The 18,584-nt window shown below is 55.0% G+C and carries 18 protein-coding genes and 1 pseudogene; 2 read left to right on the top strand and 17 right to left on the bottom strand.

Going from position 1 to position 18,584, the window contains the following annotated elements; all coding sequences use genetic code 11:
• The 15 genes and pseudogenes from BW33_RS15680 to BW33_RS15750 all read right to left on the bottom strand — a co-directional run.
• Positions 1 to 507, bottom strand: a pseudogene (locus BW33_RS15680) (NAD(P)(+) transhydrogenase (Re/Si-specific) subunit alpha); the annotation flags it as partial.
• Between the two features lie 55 nt (positions 508 to 562).
• Positions 563 to 1,633, bottom strand: coding sequence for a Gfo/Idh/MocA family protein (locus BW33_RS15685; protein WP_047599924.1), 1,071 nt, complete (start codon positions 1,631 to 1,633; stop codon positions 563 to 565).
• Positions 1,634 to 1,729: 96 nt separating this feature from the next.
• The gene (locus BW33_RS15690; protein WP_047599925.1) at positions 1,730 to 2,704 is read right to left on the bottom strand and encodes a Gfo/Idh/MocA family protein; all 975 of its coding nucleotides are present in this window, start codon (positions 2,702 to 2,704) and stop codon (positions 1,730 to 1,732) included.
• 85 nt (positions 2,705 to 2,789) lie between these two features.
• A complete protein-coding gene (locus BW33_RS15695; RefSeq protein WP_047599940.1) occupies positions 2,790 to 3,953 on the bottom strand; it encodes a Gfo/Idh/MocA family protein in 1,164 nt (387 codons plus the stop codon).
• 102 nt (positions 3,954 to 4,055) lie between these two features.
• Positions 4,056 to 5,780, bottom strand: coding sequence for an acetyl/propionyl/methylcrotonyl-CoA carboxylase subunit alpha (locus BW33_RS15700; RefSeq protein WP_047599926.1), 1,725 nt, complete (start codon positions 5,778 to 5,780; stop codon positions 4,056 to 4,058).
• Complete coding sequence (locus BW33_RS15705) at positions 5,758 to 7,377, bottom strand: urea amidolyase family protein (RefSeq protein ID WP_047599927.1); 1,620 nt, start codon at positions 7,375 to 7,377, stop codon at positions 5,758 to 5,760. Before BW33_RS15705 ends, BW33_RS15700 begins: the two co-directional genes overlap by 23 nt.
• Positions 7,370 to 8,155 carry a LamB/YcsF family protein gene (locus tag BW33_RS15710; RefSeq protein ID WP_047599928.1) on the bottom strand — a complete coding sequence of 262 codons (786 nt, stop codon included), beginning with the start codon at positions 8,153 to 8,155 and terminating at the stop codon, positions 7,370 to 7,372. Before BW33_RS15710 ends, BW33_RS15705 begins: the two co-directional genes overlap by 8 nt.
• 53 nt (positions 8,156 to 8,208) lie before the next feature.
• Positions 8,209 to 8,502, bottom strand: coding sequence for a putative quinol monooxygenase (locus tag BW33_RS15715; RefSeq protein WP_047599929.1), 294 nt, complete (start codon positions 8,500 to 8,502; stop codon positions 8,209 to 8,211).
• Between the two features lie 36 nt (positions 8,503 to 8,538).
• Positions 8,539 to 8,988 (bottom strand): OsmC family protein, encoded by a 450-nt coding sequence (locus BW33_RS15720; RefSeq protein WP_047599930.1) that lies wholly within the window; start codon positions 8,986 to 8,988, stop codon positions 8,539 to 8,541.
• Positions 8,989 to 9,034: 46 nt separating this feature from the next.
• Positions 9,035 to 9,838, bottom strand: a complete 804-nt coding sequence (locus BW33_RS15725) for a putative hydro-lyase (RefSeq protein WP_201771628.1) — start codon at positions 9,836 to 9,838, stop codon at positions 9,035 to 9,037.
• A gap of 38 nt (positions 9,839 to 9,876) precedes the next feature.
• The gene (locus BW33_RS15730; protein ID WP_047599931.1) at positions 9,877 to 10,290 is read right to left on the bottom strand and encodes a GlcG/HbpS family heme-binding protein; all 414 of its coding nucleotides are present in this window, start codon (positions 10,288 to 10,290) and stop codon (positions 9,877 to 9,879) included.
• Between the two features lie 16 nt (positions 10,291 to 10,306).
• Complete coding sequence (locus BW33_RS15735) at positions 10,307 to 11,062, bottom strand: SDR family NAD(P)-dependent oxidoreductase (RefSeq protein ID WP_047599932.1); 756 nt, start codon at positions 11,060 to 11,062, stop codon at positions 10,307 to 10,309.
• A gap of 81 nt (positions 11,063 to 11,143) precedes the next feature.
• Positions 11,144 to 12,265, bottom strand: coding sequence for an acetoin dehydrogenase dihydrolipoyllysine-residue acetyltransferase subunit (locus BW33_RS15740; RefSeq protein ID WP_047599933.1), 1,122 nt, complete (start codon positions 12,263 to 12,265; stop codon positions 11,144 to 11,146).
• A gap of 11 nt (positions 12,266 to 12,276) precedes the next feature.
• Positions 12,277 to 13,278: an alpha-ketoacid dehydrogenase subunit beta gene (locus BW33_RS15745; protein ID WP_047599934.1), complete on the bottom strand. Its 1,002-nt coding sequence runs from the start codon at positions 13,276 to 13,278 to the stop codon at positions 12,277 to 12,279.
• Between the two features lie 11 nt (positions 13,279 to 13,289).
• On the bottom strand, positions 13,290 to 14,261 hold the full coding sequence (locus BW33_RS15750) for a thiamine pyrophosphate-dependent dehydrogenase E1 component subunit alpha (protein WP_047599935.1): 972 nt from the start codon (positions 14,259 to 14,261) through the stop codon (positions 13,290 to 13,292).
• A 325-nt stretch (positions 14,262 to 14,586) separates the two neighbouring features.
• Between BW33_RS15750 and BW33_RS15755 the strand changes: the two genes are divergently transcribed.
• Positions 14,587 to 15,480, top strand: coding sequence for a LysR family transcriptional regulator (locus tag BW33_RS15755; RefSeq protein WP_047599936.1), 894 nt, complete (start codon positions 14,587 to 14,589; stop codon positions 15,478 to 15,480).
• 60 nt (positions 15,481 to 15,540) lie between these two features.
• On the opposite strand, the gene BW33_RS15760 is transcribed toward BW33_RS15755, so the two are convergent.
• Entirely contained in the window at positions 15,541 to 17,007 is a 1,467-nt protein-coding gene (locus BW33_RS15760) for an APC family permease (RefSeq protein WP_052032726.1), read from the bottom strand.
• Positions 17,008 to 17,383: 376 nt separating this feature from the next.
• Complete coding sequence (locus BW33_RS15765) at positions 17,384 to 18,283, bottom strand: LysR family transcriptional regulator (protein WP_047599937.1); 900 nt, start codon at positions 18,281 to 18,283, stop codon at positions 17,384 to 17,386.
• 111 nt (positions 18,284 to 18,394) lie between these two features.
• Between BW33_RS15765 and BW33_RS15770 the strand changes: the two genes are divergently transcribed.
• The coding region (locus tag BW33_RS15770) for a thiamine pyrophosphate-binding protein (protein ID WP_047599938.1) at positions 18,395 to 18,584 on the top strand (190 nt) is incomplete at its 3' end.

Genomic DNA, 18,584 nt, shown 5'->3' on the forward strand with positions numbered 1-18,584 from the left:
AATCAGCACGCGCGCCGCTTTCACGGTGCCCGCAGCGGTCATCAGCATCGGCATGAAGCGCGGATAGTAGTGCGCGGCCAGCAACACCGCCTTGTAGCCGGCAATGTTTGCCTGCGACGACAACACATCGAGACTCTGCGCCCGAGAGGTGCGCGGCGCCGCTTCTAGGGCGAACGCGGTAATTCCGCACTCGGCCATTTTGGCGATGGTTTGGTTATTGAACGGGTTGAGCATGCCCACCAGCACCGTGCCGCGCTTGATCAGCGCCAGTTCGGCATCGCTGGGGGCGACCACTTTGAGAATCAGCTCGGCACCGAACGCATCGTTGGCACTGCCAATGGTTGCGCCCGCCGCTTCATAAGCACTGTCGACCACACTGGCATTAACGCCAGCGCCGCTTTGTACAGTGACCTTATGACCCTGGCTGATCAGCTTCTTGATGGTTTCCGGAGTTGCAGCAACTCTAGCCTCCCCAAGATACGTTTCTAAAGGAACACCAATGTGCAAGAAAGTTACTCCGTCAATGTTATGGAAGGACAACATGGGTAGTGTTTCGGCTTTTTCAGAACTCTAAAGCAGCGGGTCCAGACTCGATCATCCGAACCGAAGCGGTGCCAGGGCCATGCCGATAATTCAGAGGTTCCAGAGAGACAGACAAGCCAGTTGAAACAGAACGTTCAATGGCCAACAGAACCCTGAGATCCGCCAGCCCCTCTTCTCCGTCGTCTATTGGCCTGGTCCCATCCGCAATGCATCCGGAGAAATAAGCGATCTGTCCTGCAAAATGGTCGAAATGCGGAAACTCGATTCGCTTAAAGCCTGTCGAGGTCTCTGTTTTCATGGTCATCGGTGTTTCGAAGCGGAACCCTGGCTCCATGCTTAACACGCCCTTCGTACCTACGACTCGATAGGTGTCGATAGGGTGTGCAGCAAAACTGCAACAGAATTGCGCCAAGCGATTACCTGGAAAGCGCATCGTCACTGCGATCGAATCGGATATTTCCAAGAAACGAGGATCGCTTTCATCCCGACAAGCGATGGCCTGAACTTCAACTGGCTCTGCCGCAAATACGTGACGCGCCGCATTGATGCAATAGATGCCGATATCCTGAAGCGGCCCTCCCCAATGCTCCAGGTTTAAGCGATGGTTATCCGCATCGGACTGAAAACTGAAAGTCGCGGAGAAAAATCGGGGCTCACCAATAGCGCCCGAACGTATCGACTTGAGTGCTTCGACAGTGCCAATGTCGTGGTGCAGACGGTAGCTGGTCATTAGTAATTTGCCGGACTGTTGCGAAGCCCTAATCATGGCCTCGGCATCTGGCAGTGATGTAGCCATCGGTTTTTCAACCATAACGTGCTTGCCATGTTTCAAGGCGCTGATCGCGAACGCGGCGTGCAACGGGTTAGGCACGGCAATGTAAACAGCATCAATCAGATCACCGCTAACCAGCGCGTCAAAATCTTCATACGGGATCACCGTCTCGATGCCATATTGCGCCGCGATCTGTCTGGACTTCTCTATTTTTCCAGTTACGAGTGCCGTAACAACAGAATTACCGGTCAACGCCACCGCCGGCAGAAATGCTTTTTTCGATATCCAACCCAGCCCTACCACGGCATACCTAATCATCTTCGCCTCTCGTTATTTCTGATGATCGATTGCCACGAAATAGCCCAAGCAACGGCGCGCAGCATGAATAAAACAACAGGCCACACAGCAGCACTTTTACGAATAAAATGAAGGACACGGGGGCAAACACAGGTGAATTTTGGAGTCCTTGTCCCCTTCAATAATCTGTTCGGCCACTGCCGTGGTGATGTAACCGTCCCAGGCACTGGCGCCTTCGTTGGACTCGCCAGTCTGAATCGTCTTTATCCACGCCTTGGTCTGAGCTTTGTAGGCCTCGACAAACCGTGGAACCCAATAAGTGGGATAGGGCAAAATCTGCTGCCCTGTTTTATGTACAACTCTTGAGGGCATTGATGGCAGGGAGGCAACGCCGTCCTCACCTACAATCTCTGCATGAACGTGATAGCCATACCGGCAATTCATGTTGATTTCGTTTGTGATGACGACGTCATCACTTGTACACACTTCGATTACCAGTGGATCCCCGTTTTGCATCGAGGTGACCCTTACCGTAGTAAGTTCGGTATTCAACAGCCAGCGTGTGATGTCTATCTCATGGACAAAGGCATTAGTAATGGACATGGAACCTGTCATCCACTCTGGGGCCACCGGGTTGCGGTGAACATTGTGGACAATTCGCGGTTTTCCAATTTCACCACTATCAAAACTTTCCTTGAGCAACTGATAGGCCAGGTCGAACCTGCGCATATAGCCAACTTGCACCAGACGCCGGGCCTTGGACATTTCCAGTTCAACGATAGCTAATGCCTGCTTCGCGGTCGCTGCCAAAGGCTTTTCGCACAACACAGGCTTGCCCGCCTCCAAACAGGCCATGACTAACTCCGCATGAGTAGCATCAGGCGAGGCGATCAATACTGCATCAATATTATTGGAGCGAATCATCTCCAGTGGATCGGAATAGACCGGCGAGCCGCAAGCCGCCATAGCGGCCCTTCGAGGATCGGCATCACATACACCCGCGAGTGTCGCACCCGGGGTGTCCTCTCGCAGGATCCTCGCGTGTTCGCTTCCCATCACACCTGCACCCACCAATCCAACTGCAACGCTCATTATTCAGTCTCCAGGGAAACTTTTATATGCATCGTTAGATATTGAAAAATGGGTGTGAATACTCACACCCATTTTCGGCGCAGCCTTACACGGCCGGTTGTTCGATCTCTTCCCAGTTGCCACTCACGCCCGAGTTCAAGATCGCTTCGGCGATGCGTTCGATCTGCAAACCATCGTCGAAGTTAGGCGATGCAGGCGCTTTTTCCGCAATGGCTTTGAGGAAGTTGTACCACTCGATGGATTTCACATCGATGTAGCCCTGGCCCATGCCTGCCACCGGCCACAGCTTGTCGCCAAACGGCTGATGCGGACCGGAATAGATGGTACGGAAGCCGAAGGTGTCAGCCGGATCATCAGCGAACGCCACGCGCAGTTCATTCAAGCGCTGGTAATCGAATGCGATCGAGCCCTTGGTACCATGGATCTCGAAGCCCAGCTGGTTGTGATGGCCCCAGGCATTCCGGGTCACTTCGATGGTGCCGTAGACACCATTAGTAAAATGAATCATGGTCAGCGCGGCGTCATCGACATCCACCTGGCCTTTCTCGGAAGAAGCTTGACCGGCCGGACCAAAGAAACGACCTGCAGGCAATGGACGCTCAGCAATGAAGGTCTTCACGATGGAGTTTACAGAAGCGAATTCCCCCACCAGCAAGCGTGCTGCGTCGATCACATGGGTACCGATATCGCCAAGAGTGCCCGAACCCGCCTTGGCCTTGTTGAAGCGCCACGACAGAGGCGTTGATGGGTCTGCACCCCAATCCTGGAGGTAGTAACCACGGAAGCTCAGGATTTTGCCGATGCGGCCTTCATCAATCAGTTTCTTGGCCATCTGGATGGCCGGAGTATGACGATAGTTATAGGAAACCATGGTCACCACACCGGTCTTCTGCGCAGCCGCTTGCATTTTTTCGGCGTCGGCGACGGTCATGGCCATCGGCTTTTCGCACATCACATGCTTGCCGGCCAATGCAGCAGCAATGGCGATTTCAGCGTGAGTATCGTTAGGCGTACAGATATCGACGATGTCGACATCGGGGCGATTAATTACATCGCGCCAATCGGTGGTGTATTCCGCAAAACCATATTGCTTTGCAGCATCACGGGCCAACTCTTCATCGATATCGACGATAATTTTGCGCTCGATCTCTACAGGTGCACCAAACAGAATTGGAACCACAGCGGTCGCGATTGAGTGCGCTTTACCCATGAATCCGGTGCCGATAAGCGCTACATTGTATTTTTTCACGATCAACACTCCCTCAGCCTGCATTGGCTGTTAACAAGATTTTTATCTAAGTACTTCCCAGGACCTCAACAGCAATTGCAGAGCAAAACCATACAAAACTGGTTATCTCTCTTTAGGGAGAACAATTTCCGCCAGAAGCTGGCCTATTGAAACCATCGTTCCCGCCGAAACTTTTTGTGTAATCACGCCATCACACGCTGCGACAACCAATGTTTCCATTTTCATCGCTTCAATCAGTGCAACCCCATCGCCCTTTTTAATAGGCTCACCGTCTTTAACCAGCCACTGTTGCAAAGTGCCTGGAATCGGCGCGGTGACACCGCCTTCACTGCTGGAGGCCGGCGCCGTATTCGACGAAGCAGATTCAGCGGCTCCGTTGAACAATGACAGTGGAATACCTAACTCATGGCGCTTGCCATCTATCTCGATGAAACACCGATGCAAGCCGGAGTTCACGGGTTCAATGCGCGTATTGGTGGGGACACCCTTGAACTCGGTTTCAATCCAGTTGGTGTAAACGCCGAACTCGGCATCGCCGTTGAAACAGGCTTCTTCCAATACCGCCCGGTGGAATGGCAGTACCGACGCCACGCCCTCGATAGTGAATTCCTTCAGCGCACGGCGTGCGCGAGTGATTGCCTGCTCGCGGGTGGCGCCCGTGATAATCAGTTTCGCCATCATCGAGTCGTAAAGGCCCGGAATGACGGAGCCCGCCTCCACCCCGGATTCGATGCGCACGCCGGGTCCCGACGGAGCACGGAACACATTGATTCGCCCTGGCGTCGGCAGGAACCCCCTACCCGGATCTTCAGCGTTGATACGAAACTCAAGAGCGTGGCCACGCAGTTCCGGCGCCTTAGTCATTGATAACGGCAAGCCGTCAGCGATGCGCAGTTGCTCAACAACGATGTCCACGCCGGTGGTTTCTTCGGTGACAGGGTGTTCAACCTGCAGCCGGGTGTTCACTTCCAGAAACGAGATTGTGCCGTTCTGCGACAGCAGAAACTCGACCGTACCGGCCCCGGTGTAGCCTGCATAGGCACAGATTGCCTGGGCAGCCTCATGAATCCGGCAACTCTGGTCAGCTGTGATAAACGGAGCGGGCGCCTCTTCCACCAGCTTCTGGTTGCGGCGCTGCAGCGAACAATCGCGCGTCCCCAAGACCACGATGTTGCCGTGCTGGTCGGCGATGACCTGCGCTTCAATATGCCGCGGTCGCTCAAGAAACTGCTCGGCGTAACATTCGCCGCGACCGAATGCCTCAATGGCTTCGCGCACCGCCGAGGTGAACAGGTCACCCACCTCCTCCAGCTTGTACGCGACTTTCATTCCGCGACCGCCGCCGCCAAACGCGGCTTTAATCGCCAAAGGCAAACCCGCTTCCCTGGCGAACGCTATAGCCTCGGCGGCATTCGCCAATGGACCTGGCGTACCTTTGACCAAGGGTGCACCGACTGCCTGAGCAATGCGTCGGGCTTCTACCTTGTCACCCAGTGCCTTGATCACCGAAGGCGTAGGCCCGACCCATATCAGTCCCGCATCGATAACGGCCTGAGCAAACTCGGCGCGCTCGGAAAGGAAGCCATAACCCGGGTGAATAGCATCCGCACCGGCGCGCTTGGCGACGTCGATGATTTTCGAAATATTAAGGTAGGTGTCGGCAGGCTTGCCCGGTCCGAGGCCATAGGCCTCTTGTGCGAGCTGGACGTGCAGAGACTCAGCATCCGCATCGGAATAGATGGCCACCGACTCGATGCCATAATCACGCGCGGCACGCATGATGCGAATGGCAATTTCACCACGGTTAGCGATCAACAACTTTTTCATTATTCTTTTCCTTAGCGTTAACCTGGAAATCCACTATTGGGTTGAAGCGGATCTTGCAGCCAATAGGGACCTGCGCAGCCAGACTCAGATGATGCGAAGCAACCACGGCGATCACCGGATACCCCCCCGTAAGCGGGTGATCTGCGAGGAACAACACGGGTTGGCCGCTGGCTGGCACCTGGATCGACCCGACACAGGTACCTTCAGAAGGCAGTTCATCCTGGCGAGCACGTAGCAGCGCATGGGCGCCCTGAAGGCGCACACCCACGCGACTTGATTCGGTGGTTGCCGTCCAGGACTGGCTGAAGAAAGCCAGAACGGACTCTGGGGTAAACCAGTCAGTCCGCGGCCCCATCACCACGTCGATGGTAATAAGGTCGCCGCCACGAGGCAGCGAAGGGCCGGCCAGCGAATACGGGTAAATCGAGGCACAGGCCTTATTGGCCGGCAGCAGGACATCACCCGCCTTGAGGGGTGCAGGCCCCAATTTCGCTAACGTGTCGGTGGAAGCCGATCCCAACACTTTCTCTACTTCAAACCCGCCACGTATGGCCAGGTAACTACGCACGCCTGACAGCGGTACGCCCAACTTCAGGATGTCACCGGCATCAAGCGCAAACGCGACCCCGGTAGGCACCTCAACGATATGCCCCTGTGCCGACTCAATACGAACGGGCGCGCCCGCCCCAGTCACCGCGCAGGTCACAGGCTCGCCAGCCTCCAGTACGAATCCGCCATAGGTGATTTCGACCGCAGCCCAATCAACCTGATTGCCTAGCAATTCATTCGCAGCACGCAAGGCAGCATGGTCGGCGGCGCCCGATCCGGAGACGCCCTGATTGCTGCAGCCATGGCGCCCGGCGTCTTGATACAAGGCCGGCCGGTCAGTGGAAATAACCCGCAAACCGCCGGATCCTGCGACTGGTTGCACGAAGGAAGGCGGCACCGAAGCCTTTGCAAGAATGCTGTCTTTCTTGCTGATTTCACGAAAGCGCACCCGGTCACCCGGCGCCAGCAGCGCGGCACGCTCGCGAGTCAAATCCCACATCGTTGAAGGCGTAGTGCCAAGCAGTTGCCAACCACCCGGACTGTCCGTGGGGTAAACACCACAGAACGGCCCCGCTATCGCGACCGAGCCGGCAGGAATGCGCACTCGAGGACTTTGCCGGCGCGGTACATCCAGCTGCGGATCATCGCAGGTCATATAAGCAAAGCCCGGCGCGAACCCAGTGAATGCGACGGTAAACGTGGCCGCGCGATGGCGGCTAATCAGTTGATCAACTGACCAACCGAGGTGCGCAGCCACAAACTCCAGATCCTCGCCATCGTAAACAACCGGAATCTCGATCAACTGCCCTGAAGACTGTGCGCGACGGCCCGACTCCAGGCCGCCAATCAGCCTGACCAGTTCGTCATTGCTCACAACCAGGGAGTTGAATTGCACCAGTAAAGTCCGTGCCCCCGGGATGACCTCCTCTATCCCGTCGAACGCTGCGCCTGCGATGGTCTCGAACAGGGCAACGGTGGCGTCCAGGTCTGGCAGTTCAATCAGTAGCCCGTTGCTTCCAGCGCGCCGGAACTGCAAGGAATTACTCACGGGCACCTCCGGTCACTCCGGGGATAAAGCTGGTGATCTGCACGTCATTGGCGATCAGCGCTTCTTTCAATGCACGGGCAGTCGCTACAGACGTCGCGTTGTCACCGTGGATGCAGATCGAATCAGCCTCAATGGAGATTTCCAAACCTTCAATCGATTCGATGACACGCTCGTTGACGAGTCGCAACATACGTTTTGCAATGAGCTCGGGATCATGAATTACAGCACCTGCAAGGCGCCGGCTCACCAACGAACCGTCGGCGTTATAAGCCCGGTCGGCGAACGCCTCGCACACTACACGAAGCCCTGCCTGGCGTGCCTGTTGAACAATCGGAGCCCCTGCCAGGGCCAGCAATGTAAGGTCGGGATCGACCGCCTTGATCGCTGCAATCACATCCGACGCCTGCCGGACGTCGTTGGCGATCGTGTTGTACAGGGCGCCATGGGGTTTTACGTAATGGATGGAAGTGCCCGCGGCCTTGGCCAAACCTTGAAGCGCGCCAATCTGGTAGATCACATCCCCAATCAACTCGGCACTGGAAGGCTCCATTGCCCGACGACCGAAGCCAACGAGATCGCGGTAGCCCACATGAGCCCCAATGACCACACCGCGACGCACTGCCTCCTCGATCACAGACAAGATGCCTGCGGGGTCTCCGGCGTGGAATCCGCAGGCGATGTTGGCACTGGAGACCAGATCCAGCATTGCTGAGTCGTCACCCATCGCCCACGGGCCAAAGCTTTCACCGAGGTCGCTGTTGAGGTCGATACTAGCCATATTGTTTTTATCTCAACGTTAGTCGTAGAACGCGGGCAACCATTCGCTACAACTTACGAAACACGCGTGAATTTTGTCAGGGTCGACGCCTTGATCAACTGGCCATACTTTTCACCGAAGGCCTTCGAGAAATCACTGCTCGAGTGCAGTTGCAACGCCGCCTCATCGTCCCAGATTTCGTAGAACAGAAATTCGCCGGCATTGTCGTTGGAGACATGCAGGTCATATTGCACAAATCCCTGCTCGGTCTTGGCGACCGGTACCAGCGTCTGCAATGCAGCCTTGAGCTCGACTTCTTTACCCGGTTGGGCGGTAACTGTTGCAACCACAACCAATTTATTACTCATGTGTCACCTCTTTACATTGTTAGTAGCAATCGACGTTCAACCGACTCGTACCGAAACCTTGGTCTTGATCGAGTTGGCAATAAAACATCCCTTGTGTGCACGGTGATGCAGTCGCTCAAGCGCTTGGGCATCAGGTTGTTTTTCAGAGCTGAACCCGACCTGCGGATTGAGGATGATTTCCGATACCCAGAAACCGCCTTCATCGCGTTTGCTGACCACACCCACCGCGTTGTCGGTGTACGTGCTGACCACATACCCCTGCCCTTCGGCAAGCGCCAGGAAATACAACATATGGCAACTGGCGAGTGCACTGACCAACAGTTGCTCGGGATCGGCCTTCTCTGCCGCTCCCAGGTATTCCACAGCAGCCGAGGCCGGGATCTTCACGTCCGGGCTGATGTGCACCACCAAGTCGCGACTGTAGGTTTCCGGTTTGACGGAATGCGCCACGGCGTGCCACTCCACCTTTACGACATGCTCAGACATTCAGCCTCCTTGACTCTCAACTTCGATTAATCCGGGTGCCTGCGTATCAGGCCACCGACAACTCATTGGCATCAGCAGGCAGGTCGGTCACCAACATATAACCAGGCTCGTGGGTAATGGCGATGTCCACATTGGCCTGTTGAATAGCCATTTGCGGAGTAACGCCGCACGCCCAGAACCCCAGAATGTCGCCTTCGCGAATCACCGGCGCGTCGCCGAAGTCAGGGTTGTAGACGTCCTTAATGCCGATTTCTTCAGGGTTGCCAATATGCACTGGAGCGCCATGTGCGAGCGGATAACGCTCTGACAGTACGATCGCCTGAACCAGGTCGTTCGGGCTGAAGGCCCGCATGGAAACAACCATGTTCCCTTTGAACGGCCCGTTCTGCACCGTTGGCAAGTTCGTTTTGTACATGGGCACGTTGCGCCTGGCCGTGATGTGCCTGATCTCGATGCCGGCATTCAGGATCGCGTTTTCGAACGAGAAGGAACAACCGAGCGCGAAGATGACGAAGTCGTCTCTCCAGATGTCCAGCAGGTTGTCCACCGTATCGATATGAACACCCTCTCGGTACACGCGGTAGCGAGCCACATCAGTCCTGATGTCGATGTTGCCCGCCAACGGTAATGACGGATCGCCCGGTTTACCCATGGCCACCAGCGGGCAGCTTTTCGGGTTTTTGTCGCAAAAGCCTTTGAAGTCCGCAGCGTATTCAGCCGGCAGGATCATCAGGTTTGCCTGCATGTACCCGTCAGCGTAACCACTGGTTGGAGCGCGCAGCAGTCCGTCACGGATCATCTGCCGCACTTCTTGCGCAGACTTCGCTTGCATCGTTTTAATCGGTTCCATCGACAGTCACCTGCTCGGCAGTATCAAGGTACGCAAATTTATTGTTCTTGGAGTGTCGAGACGATGGCATTCGCAATCGCTTCATCGGCCTCGACAGGACCGCCGGAAACACCCACCCCGCCGATGACTGAGTTGCCGTCAAAGACTGGAAAACCACCGCCGAACACTACGAACGGACGGGCACATGAGCGTTCAAGCCCGTACAGAGCCGCGCCTGGCTGTACCGCGTCCATCCAGGCCGCGGTGGACTGCCGAAATGCGGCGGCGGTGTAGGCTTTGTTGTGTGCAATTTCAATGGTGCCAAATGCAGCATCGTCCACACGAACCGATGCAACCAGGTGACCACCATCGTCGACGATGGAGAGCGTCGAGCGCTGATTGAGTTCTTTCGCTTTGCGTACACCGGCAGCCAAACCAAGGAGTGCTGCCTCATGCGTAAGTCTGTTAGCCATGATCACCTACCTCACATCAGTTGTAAGCGCCGCCACACACGTTGATTGCCTGTGCTGTGACATAAGAGGATTCGTCGGAGGCCAGATATACAAACAGTGGCGCTACCTCATCCGGCGTCGCCTGACGACCCAGCGGAATGTTGGATTGAACGACCGAGTCCTGCTTGCCCTTACCGCCCATGAAATCAATGATCGGCTGGTTAAACGGGGTATCGATCCATCCTGGGCATACCGCGTTGACCCGCACGCCGTCTTTAGCCAGTTCAATGGCCAACGAATTGGTGAGACCGATGGTTGCCGCCTTCGACGCCGAATAACAGCTCAGGCCTGGGCCGCCGCGTTTACCTGCTAACGACGACATAAGGACTACCGACGACTTCTTTGCTTCACGCAAATAGGCCAGCGATTCTTTTATGAATAAAAAGTTTGCCCGTACATTAATAGAAAAGACTTTATCCCAGGCTTCCACCGCAAAATCTTCAACATTACCGGAGAGCTGAATTCCCGCATTCAGGCACAAAGTGTTGATACCACCAAGCCAACCTGCAGCCTCTTTCACTACTTCACGAATTTCGCTTTCCCGGGACAAGTCCGCACGAAAAAACCTCACCGAGTCCGGATAGCGTTTTTGCACTTCCAGGCCACGCGCCTCGTCAATATCAACGACTGCAACTTTGGCACCTTCAGCAATAAAAGAGTCCAGAATTGCCAATCCGATATTGGCGACTCCACCTGTCAAAAGGACGCACTTACCCTTCAAACGATTGGCCATTTTATTCGCCTATTCGAAAGTTATATTTAAACGTTCCTGAAGGTGCCTGTTAACGTCCAGGCACCAGGTCAGAGGTGAGCATTACTTTGCTTTTGCAATGTTTTCCAGAACCAGACGGTTAACCTCTGTGGTTGACTCCATCTGAGGCATATGGCCAACGCCCGGCAGCGTATTAAGCGTGACGTTTTGCGGAACTTCCGATTGCGTCGGTACTGGCACAACCTGATCGCTCTCGCCCCAGATTAGTTGCACCGGTCCTTTGAACTCACGCAACGTTGCGGTAATCGACTGCACTTGTCCCTGCTCGTTGGCAATCAAATCCTTGATTGCACCAAGGGCCTCTGGAACCCCTTCCAGCCGCTTGAACTGCAAGGTTGCCTCGACCATGTCGTTGCTGATTGTCGACGGATCGGCAAACAGTCGCTCCAGTACTTCCTTCAGCGGACGCCGGCGTTCCGCGGCAACGAAATCATCGAGGAACTGCTTGTTCATGCTTGCGCTCAAACCGACAGGAGCCAGCAGGGTAATTGACGCTACAGCCTCGCCTTTGCGCTCAGCCAAGGCGGCGGCAACAGCCCCACCGAAGGAATGTGCCACCAGGTGAAGCCTGCCGTTGGCCACGCTGTCGACAGCCTTCTCAACCGCGTCTGTCAGGGCAACCAGTACATTCCCTTCACTGATAGGCGTCGATGCTCCGTGACCTGGAAGATCCAGCACCACGACGCGGAAATTCTTGGCGAATGCATCTTGGTTGAACATCCAGGTGGACAGATCGCCACCAAACCCATGCAGCAATACAACGGTACTGTCGCTTTCCGGGCCGATGGTCAACGCGTTGACGACTTTCCCGTTACCGACGTCAATTTTCCTGGATGCTACTGCGCCCGTCTCTTCACCATTTTCCTGCTTGTTCGCGCTGGCAAATTGAGCAATGAAAGCGTCAATGTCTTCGTCAGAGGTAGATGCCTCTGCAACAACGGCCACCAGCGCACCGACTGCGGCAGTATCACCCTCAGGCACCACAATCCTGCGTACGATGCCGCTGACGGGAGACTCCACCGCATTGGTAGTTTTAGTCGACTCGACCTCCATGACTTCCTGGCCGCGCTCGATCCGATCACCGACTGCAACCAGCCATTCAGCCAGCAGCCCTTCGGTCATGGTCATTCCCCATTTGGGGATGGTGATTGCTTCGATAGACATACACCCAACCTCTAAATGATGGATTTGACAGCTTTGATCACAGCGTCAGCGTTCGGCACGTAGGCATCTTCCAAGTTCGGCGCATACGGAACCGGGCAGTGAGGAGCCGTTACCATCTTGATCGGCGCCTTGAGGGCATGGAAACATTTGTCGGCCAGCAGCGCCGAGATATCGGATGCCATGCCGCAGCGCGGATTGGCCTCATCGATGATGACAACCCGACCGATCTCCTCGGTGAACTCCAGCAAAGTGTCTTCATCCAGTGGCGAGGTCGTGCGTGGATCAATCACGCAAGCGGACACGCCTTCGGAGGCAAGCTTGCGAGCGGCCTCTTCAGCCACCTGGACCATCCGGCCGAAGGCGATCAGCAGCACGTCACTACCATCACGTACTATGCGCGCCTCGCCGAACGGAACGGTGTAGGCGCCATCCGGCACCTCACCGACCGTGTCGTAGAGCATCTTGTTTTCCAGGAAGATGACCGGGTCATCATCACGGATCGCTTGCAGCAACAGGCCTTTGGCATCGTAGGGGTTAGACGGAATCACCACCTTCAAGCCGGGGAAGTGGGTGAACACCGGATAGAAGGCCTGGGTGTGTTGCGCAGCAGAACGGGTGCCGGCGCCAAAGGTTGCACGAATCACAAGAGGCGTACGTGCATGGCCGCCGAACATGTATCGAAACTTCGCGATCTGATTGACGATTTGATCGAGGCAAACCCCGGCAAAGTCCACAAACATCAGTTCGGCAATCGGCCGCATGCCTGTCAACGCAGCACCGGCGGCCGCACCGACAAAAGCGGTTTCACTGATCGGCGTGTCACGTACCCGCTCCGGGCCAAATGCGCCGAGCAGACCGCGCGTTACCCCGAATGGTCCGCCCCAGGCATCCTTGACACCGTTGGCCCCGGCACCGCCAGTGAGGTCTTCGCCCATCATGATCACTTTTGGATCACGCGCCATTTCCAGATGGAGAGCATCGTTGAGCGCCTGACGATAAGAAATTTTTGCCATTACGATTCTCCTTACTGGTACTTGACGTAGACGTCAGAGGTGAGTGCCGAAAGTGGAGGGAACGGCGCGGCACGGGCAGTTGAAACAGCTTCATTCACCGCGCGCTCAATCTCTTCATCAACCGTCTTCAGCGCATCCTGGAGCAACTCTGACTCTACGGCCGCACGGAACTTGGTCAGGCAATCCTGTTCAAGGCGCATGGCTTTCTTTTCTTCGGGGGTACGGTAACTGTCCGGATCACCACTGTAGTGGCCGTAGTAACGTGGAACGTGGACATGAAGCAGGGTCGGACCGCCACCATTACGGGCACGCTCAATCGCCTCCCCTGCAGCGGAATAGACTTTGAACACATCGGTGCCATCTACTTCAGTGGCAGGGATACCGTAACCTGCCGCACGCCCAGTGAATGTCCCTGCCGATACGAATTCGTTTGCGGTCGCCTCACCAAAGCCGTTGTCCTCGATAACGAAAACAATCGGGAGCATCCAGATTTTTGCCAGATTGAGGCTTTCGGCCATGGCGCCTTCGTTCATTGCACCGTCACCGGCGAATGCGATTGCAACATGTTTGCTGCCACTGAGCTTGGCTGTCAGCGCCGCACCACAGGTAATGGGTGCACCGCCCGCAACGATACCGTTGGCGCCGAGCATGCCTTTGCGCAAATCGGCAATATGTTGCGAACCGCCCTTGCCACCACAGGTACCAGTAGCCTTGCCGAAGATTTCCGCCATCATGCCGTCGATGCCAACGCCTTTTGCAATGCAGTGCCCGTGGCCACGGTGGGTGGAGGAGATATAGTCCTCGTCGGAAAGGTGCATGCATACACCCACAGCGCTTGCCTCTTGACCGGCATACAGGTGGGTGTTGCCGGGGATATCACCGGTCGCCATCTCGATCATGATGCGCTCTTCGAAAACGCGGATGGTCTGCATGGCCCGGTAGGCCTCAAGCAACCGTTCACGGGGTAAATGTTGCGAGAACATTCCACTTCTCCTCATTCGAATCTTTGCTTTCGGATTTGTTGTAAGTAGCAAATAGAGCTGCTGGCCACACTCGACTCTCGACGAGAGCTCCCCATGGGCGCGGTGTGAAGCAAATCTTGTGATCCCATCGTCGCGCGCAGGACTGATAACGTCCAATTGTGATTCTGGATTGGTTCAGATAACGTCCGCTTATCGAATCACTCGGGATTCCGCGAGCGTGGGAGACTTTGAAAAAGGCTTCGCCATTTAGTTAACTGCGGTAACCTGCCCAAGACGCCACTTGGCAAGATAACAAGCGGATAACCCGTTGATAGAGAGACAATGAATGATCGATTTCAGAAGCCTTCAGACGTTTTATGCGGTCGCTCAACAAGGAGGATTCCATAAAGCGGCGGAGAAACTTCATACCTCCCAGCCAGCGGTATCAGCGCGTATCGCACAGCTTGAGCGTCAACTGAAATGCCGGCTTCTGGAGCGAGACAAACGCGGGTGCTTTCTCACCCCTCAAGGTCGGGAATTGCTCACCTACGCGGAACGGATGTTTGCCCTTGAAAGCGAAATGATCGAGGCAGTTGCCGGTCATAGAGGACTTAGAGGCACAGTGAGCCTGGGGGCATCTGACACCATCGTGCACACTTGGCTTTCTGACCTGCTCAAACATTTGAACCGCGAGTATCCAGAAATAACGTTGGAAGTGGTGGTGGACAGCACAACCAACATGACGGCCGGTCTGGCAGACTTCAGCCTCGACGTGGCGCTGTTGATGGGGCCGGTAAACATAGGCAACGCTGAAAACCTGCCGCTGTGCCAATACCCGATCTCCTGGATCAAATCCACAGAGCTGGACATTGGCTCCGACAATCCCAGCCTGGCAACACTGGCTGAATTTCCGATCATTACGTTCGCGCGTATCACCCGGCCTTATTGGCAACTCAAAGAAATGTTTGAACGAGAGAATCTGCACCGAGCAAAAATTTTCGCCAACTCCTCGCTCTCGTCCATCGTGCGCATGACACTCGACGGTATTGGAATCGCTGCCATTCCTCAACACGTCGTTATCGGAGAACTTGCCAGTGGCAAACTCGAAATTATCAACACGCCGCACGAAATGCCGGTCATGTCATTTACCGCAAGCTTCATTGAGCGCCCTGATATGCCGCTGAACCGTATCGTCGCCCAGCTCGCGCAGAAAGTCGCCGCTGATTACTGGCGCATCTGACGGGCAGACAATAAGAAACGGGGCCTTGGCCCCGTTTCTTGTTTCAGCGTTTTTTTCACTCTAGTTATGATGAGCGCGACCCAATCGCGCGAACACTTCTGGACGGTTGAACTTGTAGAACTGAGCCAGCGCCATGCCGGCAAGCAGCACTCCAACAAGGCAGTACAACATCCAGCGCCGCTCGCCCGGCTCGCCGCCAACCAGCAAGTCGAAGTGGTAGGTTACCAGTCCGACCAGGGCGACAAAAAACACAGTGGAGATTGCCGGCGCCAAGAATGCCTTGAAGAAATTTGCACCCTCTTGCTTGCCGCGACGTACGTACCAAGTCAGTGCCGACAGGTTGACGATGGTCATCAGAATGATGATCCCAGAGGTACCTAATCCCGAAAGCTGCCCATACAGAAACTCTGGCCGTACATTCATGACGATGAATGGAATCAGAATGACCAGGACCATCAGCGAGACCGCCATAGACGCCGCAAACGGGGACGAGTGCCGAGTGTGAATGTTACTGAAAAAGCGTGGGATAGCACCGTCTGTTCCCAAGTTAAACAGGTAACGCGACAGGACGTTGTGCGTGGAGAGACTTGCAGCAAATGCCGAACTCAGCACCAAAATAGTGATGATTACCTGGAGCCGGTTATCGACAAAAAGACCAAAGGCATTGGGAAACATGGTGGCAGGACTGTCGGTTGCCACAGCCTGTGCTGTGTGACCGTAAGCCATGATCATCGCATACGCGCATAGCGTATAAAGAATCCCGATGAAGATGATTGAGCCGTAAGTGGCGCGAGGAATGGTGACATCCGGGTTCTTGCATTCGTCACGGAACAACGCTGTTGCTTCAAACCCCATAAAGAAGGAGACCGCAAACAACATTCCGAAGGGAATGTTCACACCATCTTTCGTCAACTCACCCGGCGTGAACGGAGCACTGGCCGCCAGCTCTCCATTTCCTCCGGCATGAAGCACACCAAAAGCAAACGCGAGACAAATAACAATTTCGGTCAACATGACCCAGAAAAGCACTTTTGCCGACAGCTCCACATGCAGATAGCCCAGGATGCCCACAGCAGCCCAGCACCCCAAGGTAAACACGTACCAGGGCAAAGCAGTTCCCATAAGGCTTTTTTGCAGCTCGGCACAGGAAACGCCGAAGTAGGAGGTCACGCCTGCCAGAAGCATAAAATAGGACAAGGCGGCGGCAATGCCGGAGCCCAGACCCGCCGACTTACCCAAGCCATAACTGATGAAGGCGTAGAAGTCACCAGGGCGCTTGACCGCGTTGTTCAACGTCACGTAACCGGTACCGAACAACAACATCATGATGCCGACGATTATAAATAACAGCGGTGATGCGATTCCACCGAACATCAAGGAAACAGGAATATACCCTGCCACTGTCGTCAAAGGCGCCGAAAATGCCAGAACCGTCATGGCCAAACTGAGCGCACCCATATTCCCTGACAGCTTGATCGGTGCGGTTTTGACACTCGCCACGCTTTCAGCCTCTAAACTTACTGCCATTTCCTTTCTCCTCGAAATTGTATGCGTGCAACTTACGTAATAGACAGATTCAAATATTACGATCGGCTATACGCCACTTTTTTGTTGTATGGATACTCGGCTTAGTGCACACAACTCTGAATGTCCGTTCTTCCTTTTATCTTTTTTGAACGGTTTATCCAGGTTCCCTCTGACATCGTGTGGAGCGTGCTCATCGCGCTGAGAGCAATCGTTGCTCTCGGCACCGATAACGTCAAATTCTTATTGCAGATTGAATCTGATCATAAAAATCTATCAGCATGTTTCCCTGACTGGATAGCGCGGCAGGATCCAGCCTCAACGAGGAAAATTGTCACTGACGAACGTGAAAAATCACCTTCGTGCAAAGCCCAAACCGCTACCAATAGCCAGGCTGCTGATAAACGGCCTTTAAATAATCAATAAAATGTCGAACCTTGGCAGGTAGATATCGCTGCTGCGGATATACGGCCTGGATGTCGTAGTCAGGAAGGGCGAAATCATCGAGTACCGTCACAAGCTCCCCGCTAAGGAGTTCTTTGCGAATTTCCCATGTCGATCGCCAGCCAATTCCGACTCCTTGGCGCATCCACGCAAACAGTAGTTCTCCATCGTTGCAGGCTAGATTCCCGCCGACGCGCACCGCAACAGGCTTACCGTCTTGCTGAAAGGTCCATCCCCGCTGCTGGCCGCCTTGAGAAGTGAATGCCAGACAATTGTGCTCAGCCAACTGCTCTAGTGTTGTCGGCGTTCCATGCTCTTCGAAGTAGGCAGGCGTCCCGCACACGACCCGCCGATTGGAAAACAATTTGATGGCGACATAGTTTGGATCTGTCACCGGACCGATCCGAATGCTCATGTCATATCCTTCTCCCACCAGATCCACCAGACTGTCGGTGAGATTGAAAGACAGCTTCAGGTGTGGGAACTGTCGGTGAAATGCCAAAGCATGCGGCGCGACGTGCAAACGTCCAAACCCAGCAGGAGCGGACAAAAGCAGGTTTCCGGTAACCCGTTTCGCACTGCTGCTGATGTCTGCCTCAATATCATCGAATTCCCGTATCAACGACCTCGCCCTCTCAAGCAATTGTTCACCCAATTCGGTCAAGCGCAGCCCGCGGGTGGAACGATGCATCAACTTCACACCCAGACGTTTCTCAAGGGAGTCCAGCCGCCGTCCCAGCATGGCAGGCGTCACACCCTCACTTATTGCTGCCGCTGCAAAGCTGCCTTTCTGGGCAATCTGAATGAAACTGTGGAGTTCTGTGTAACGGGCCATTCGATACCTATCATATCGACAGAAAGCATTATTTAGGGGTTCATCACCTGTAAAGGCTAATTCAAACTGTAATCCTCTACAAAGATATTGGGTTTACCCAAGGATTACATCATGGCAAAAATGAGAGCAATCGAAGCCGCCGTTCTGGTGATGCGCCGTGAAGGGGTTGATACCGCTTTTGGCATTCCAGGTGCTGCGATCAACCCGCTGTACTCCGCCCTGCAGAAAGTCGGTGGCATCGATCACGTCCTCGCTCGCCACGTCGAAGGCGCTTCGCACATGGCCGAGGGCTACACCCGCA

The organism is Pseudomonas sp. RIT288 (genome assembly GCF_000631985.1).
GTDB lineage: Bacteria > Pseudomonadota > Gammaproteobacteria > Pseudomonadales > Pseudomonadaceae > Aquipseudomonas.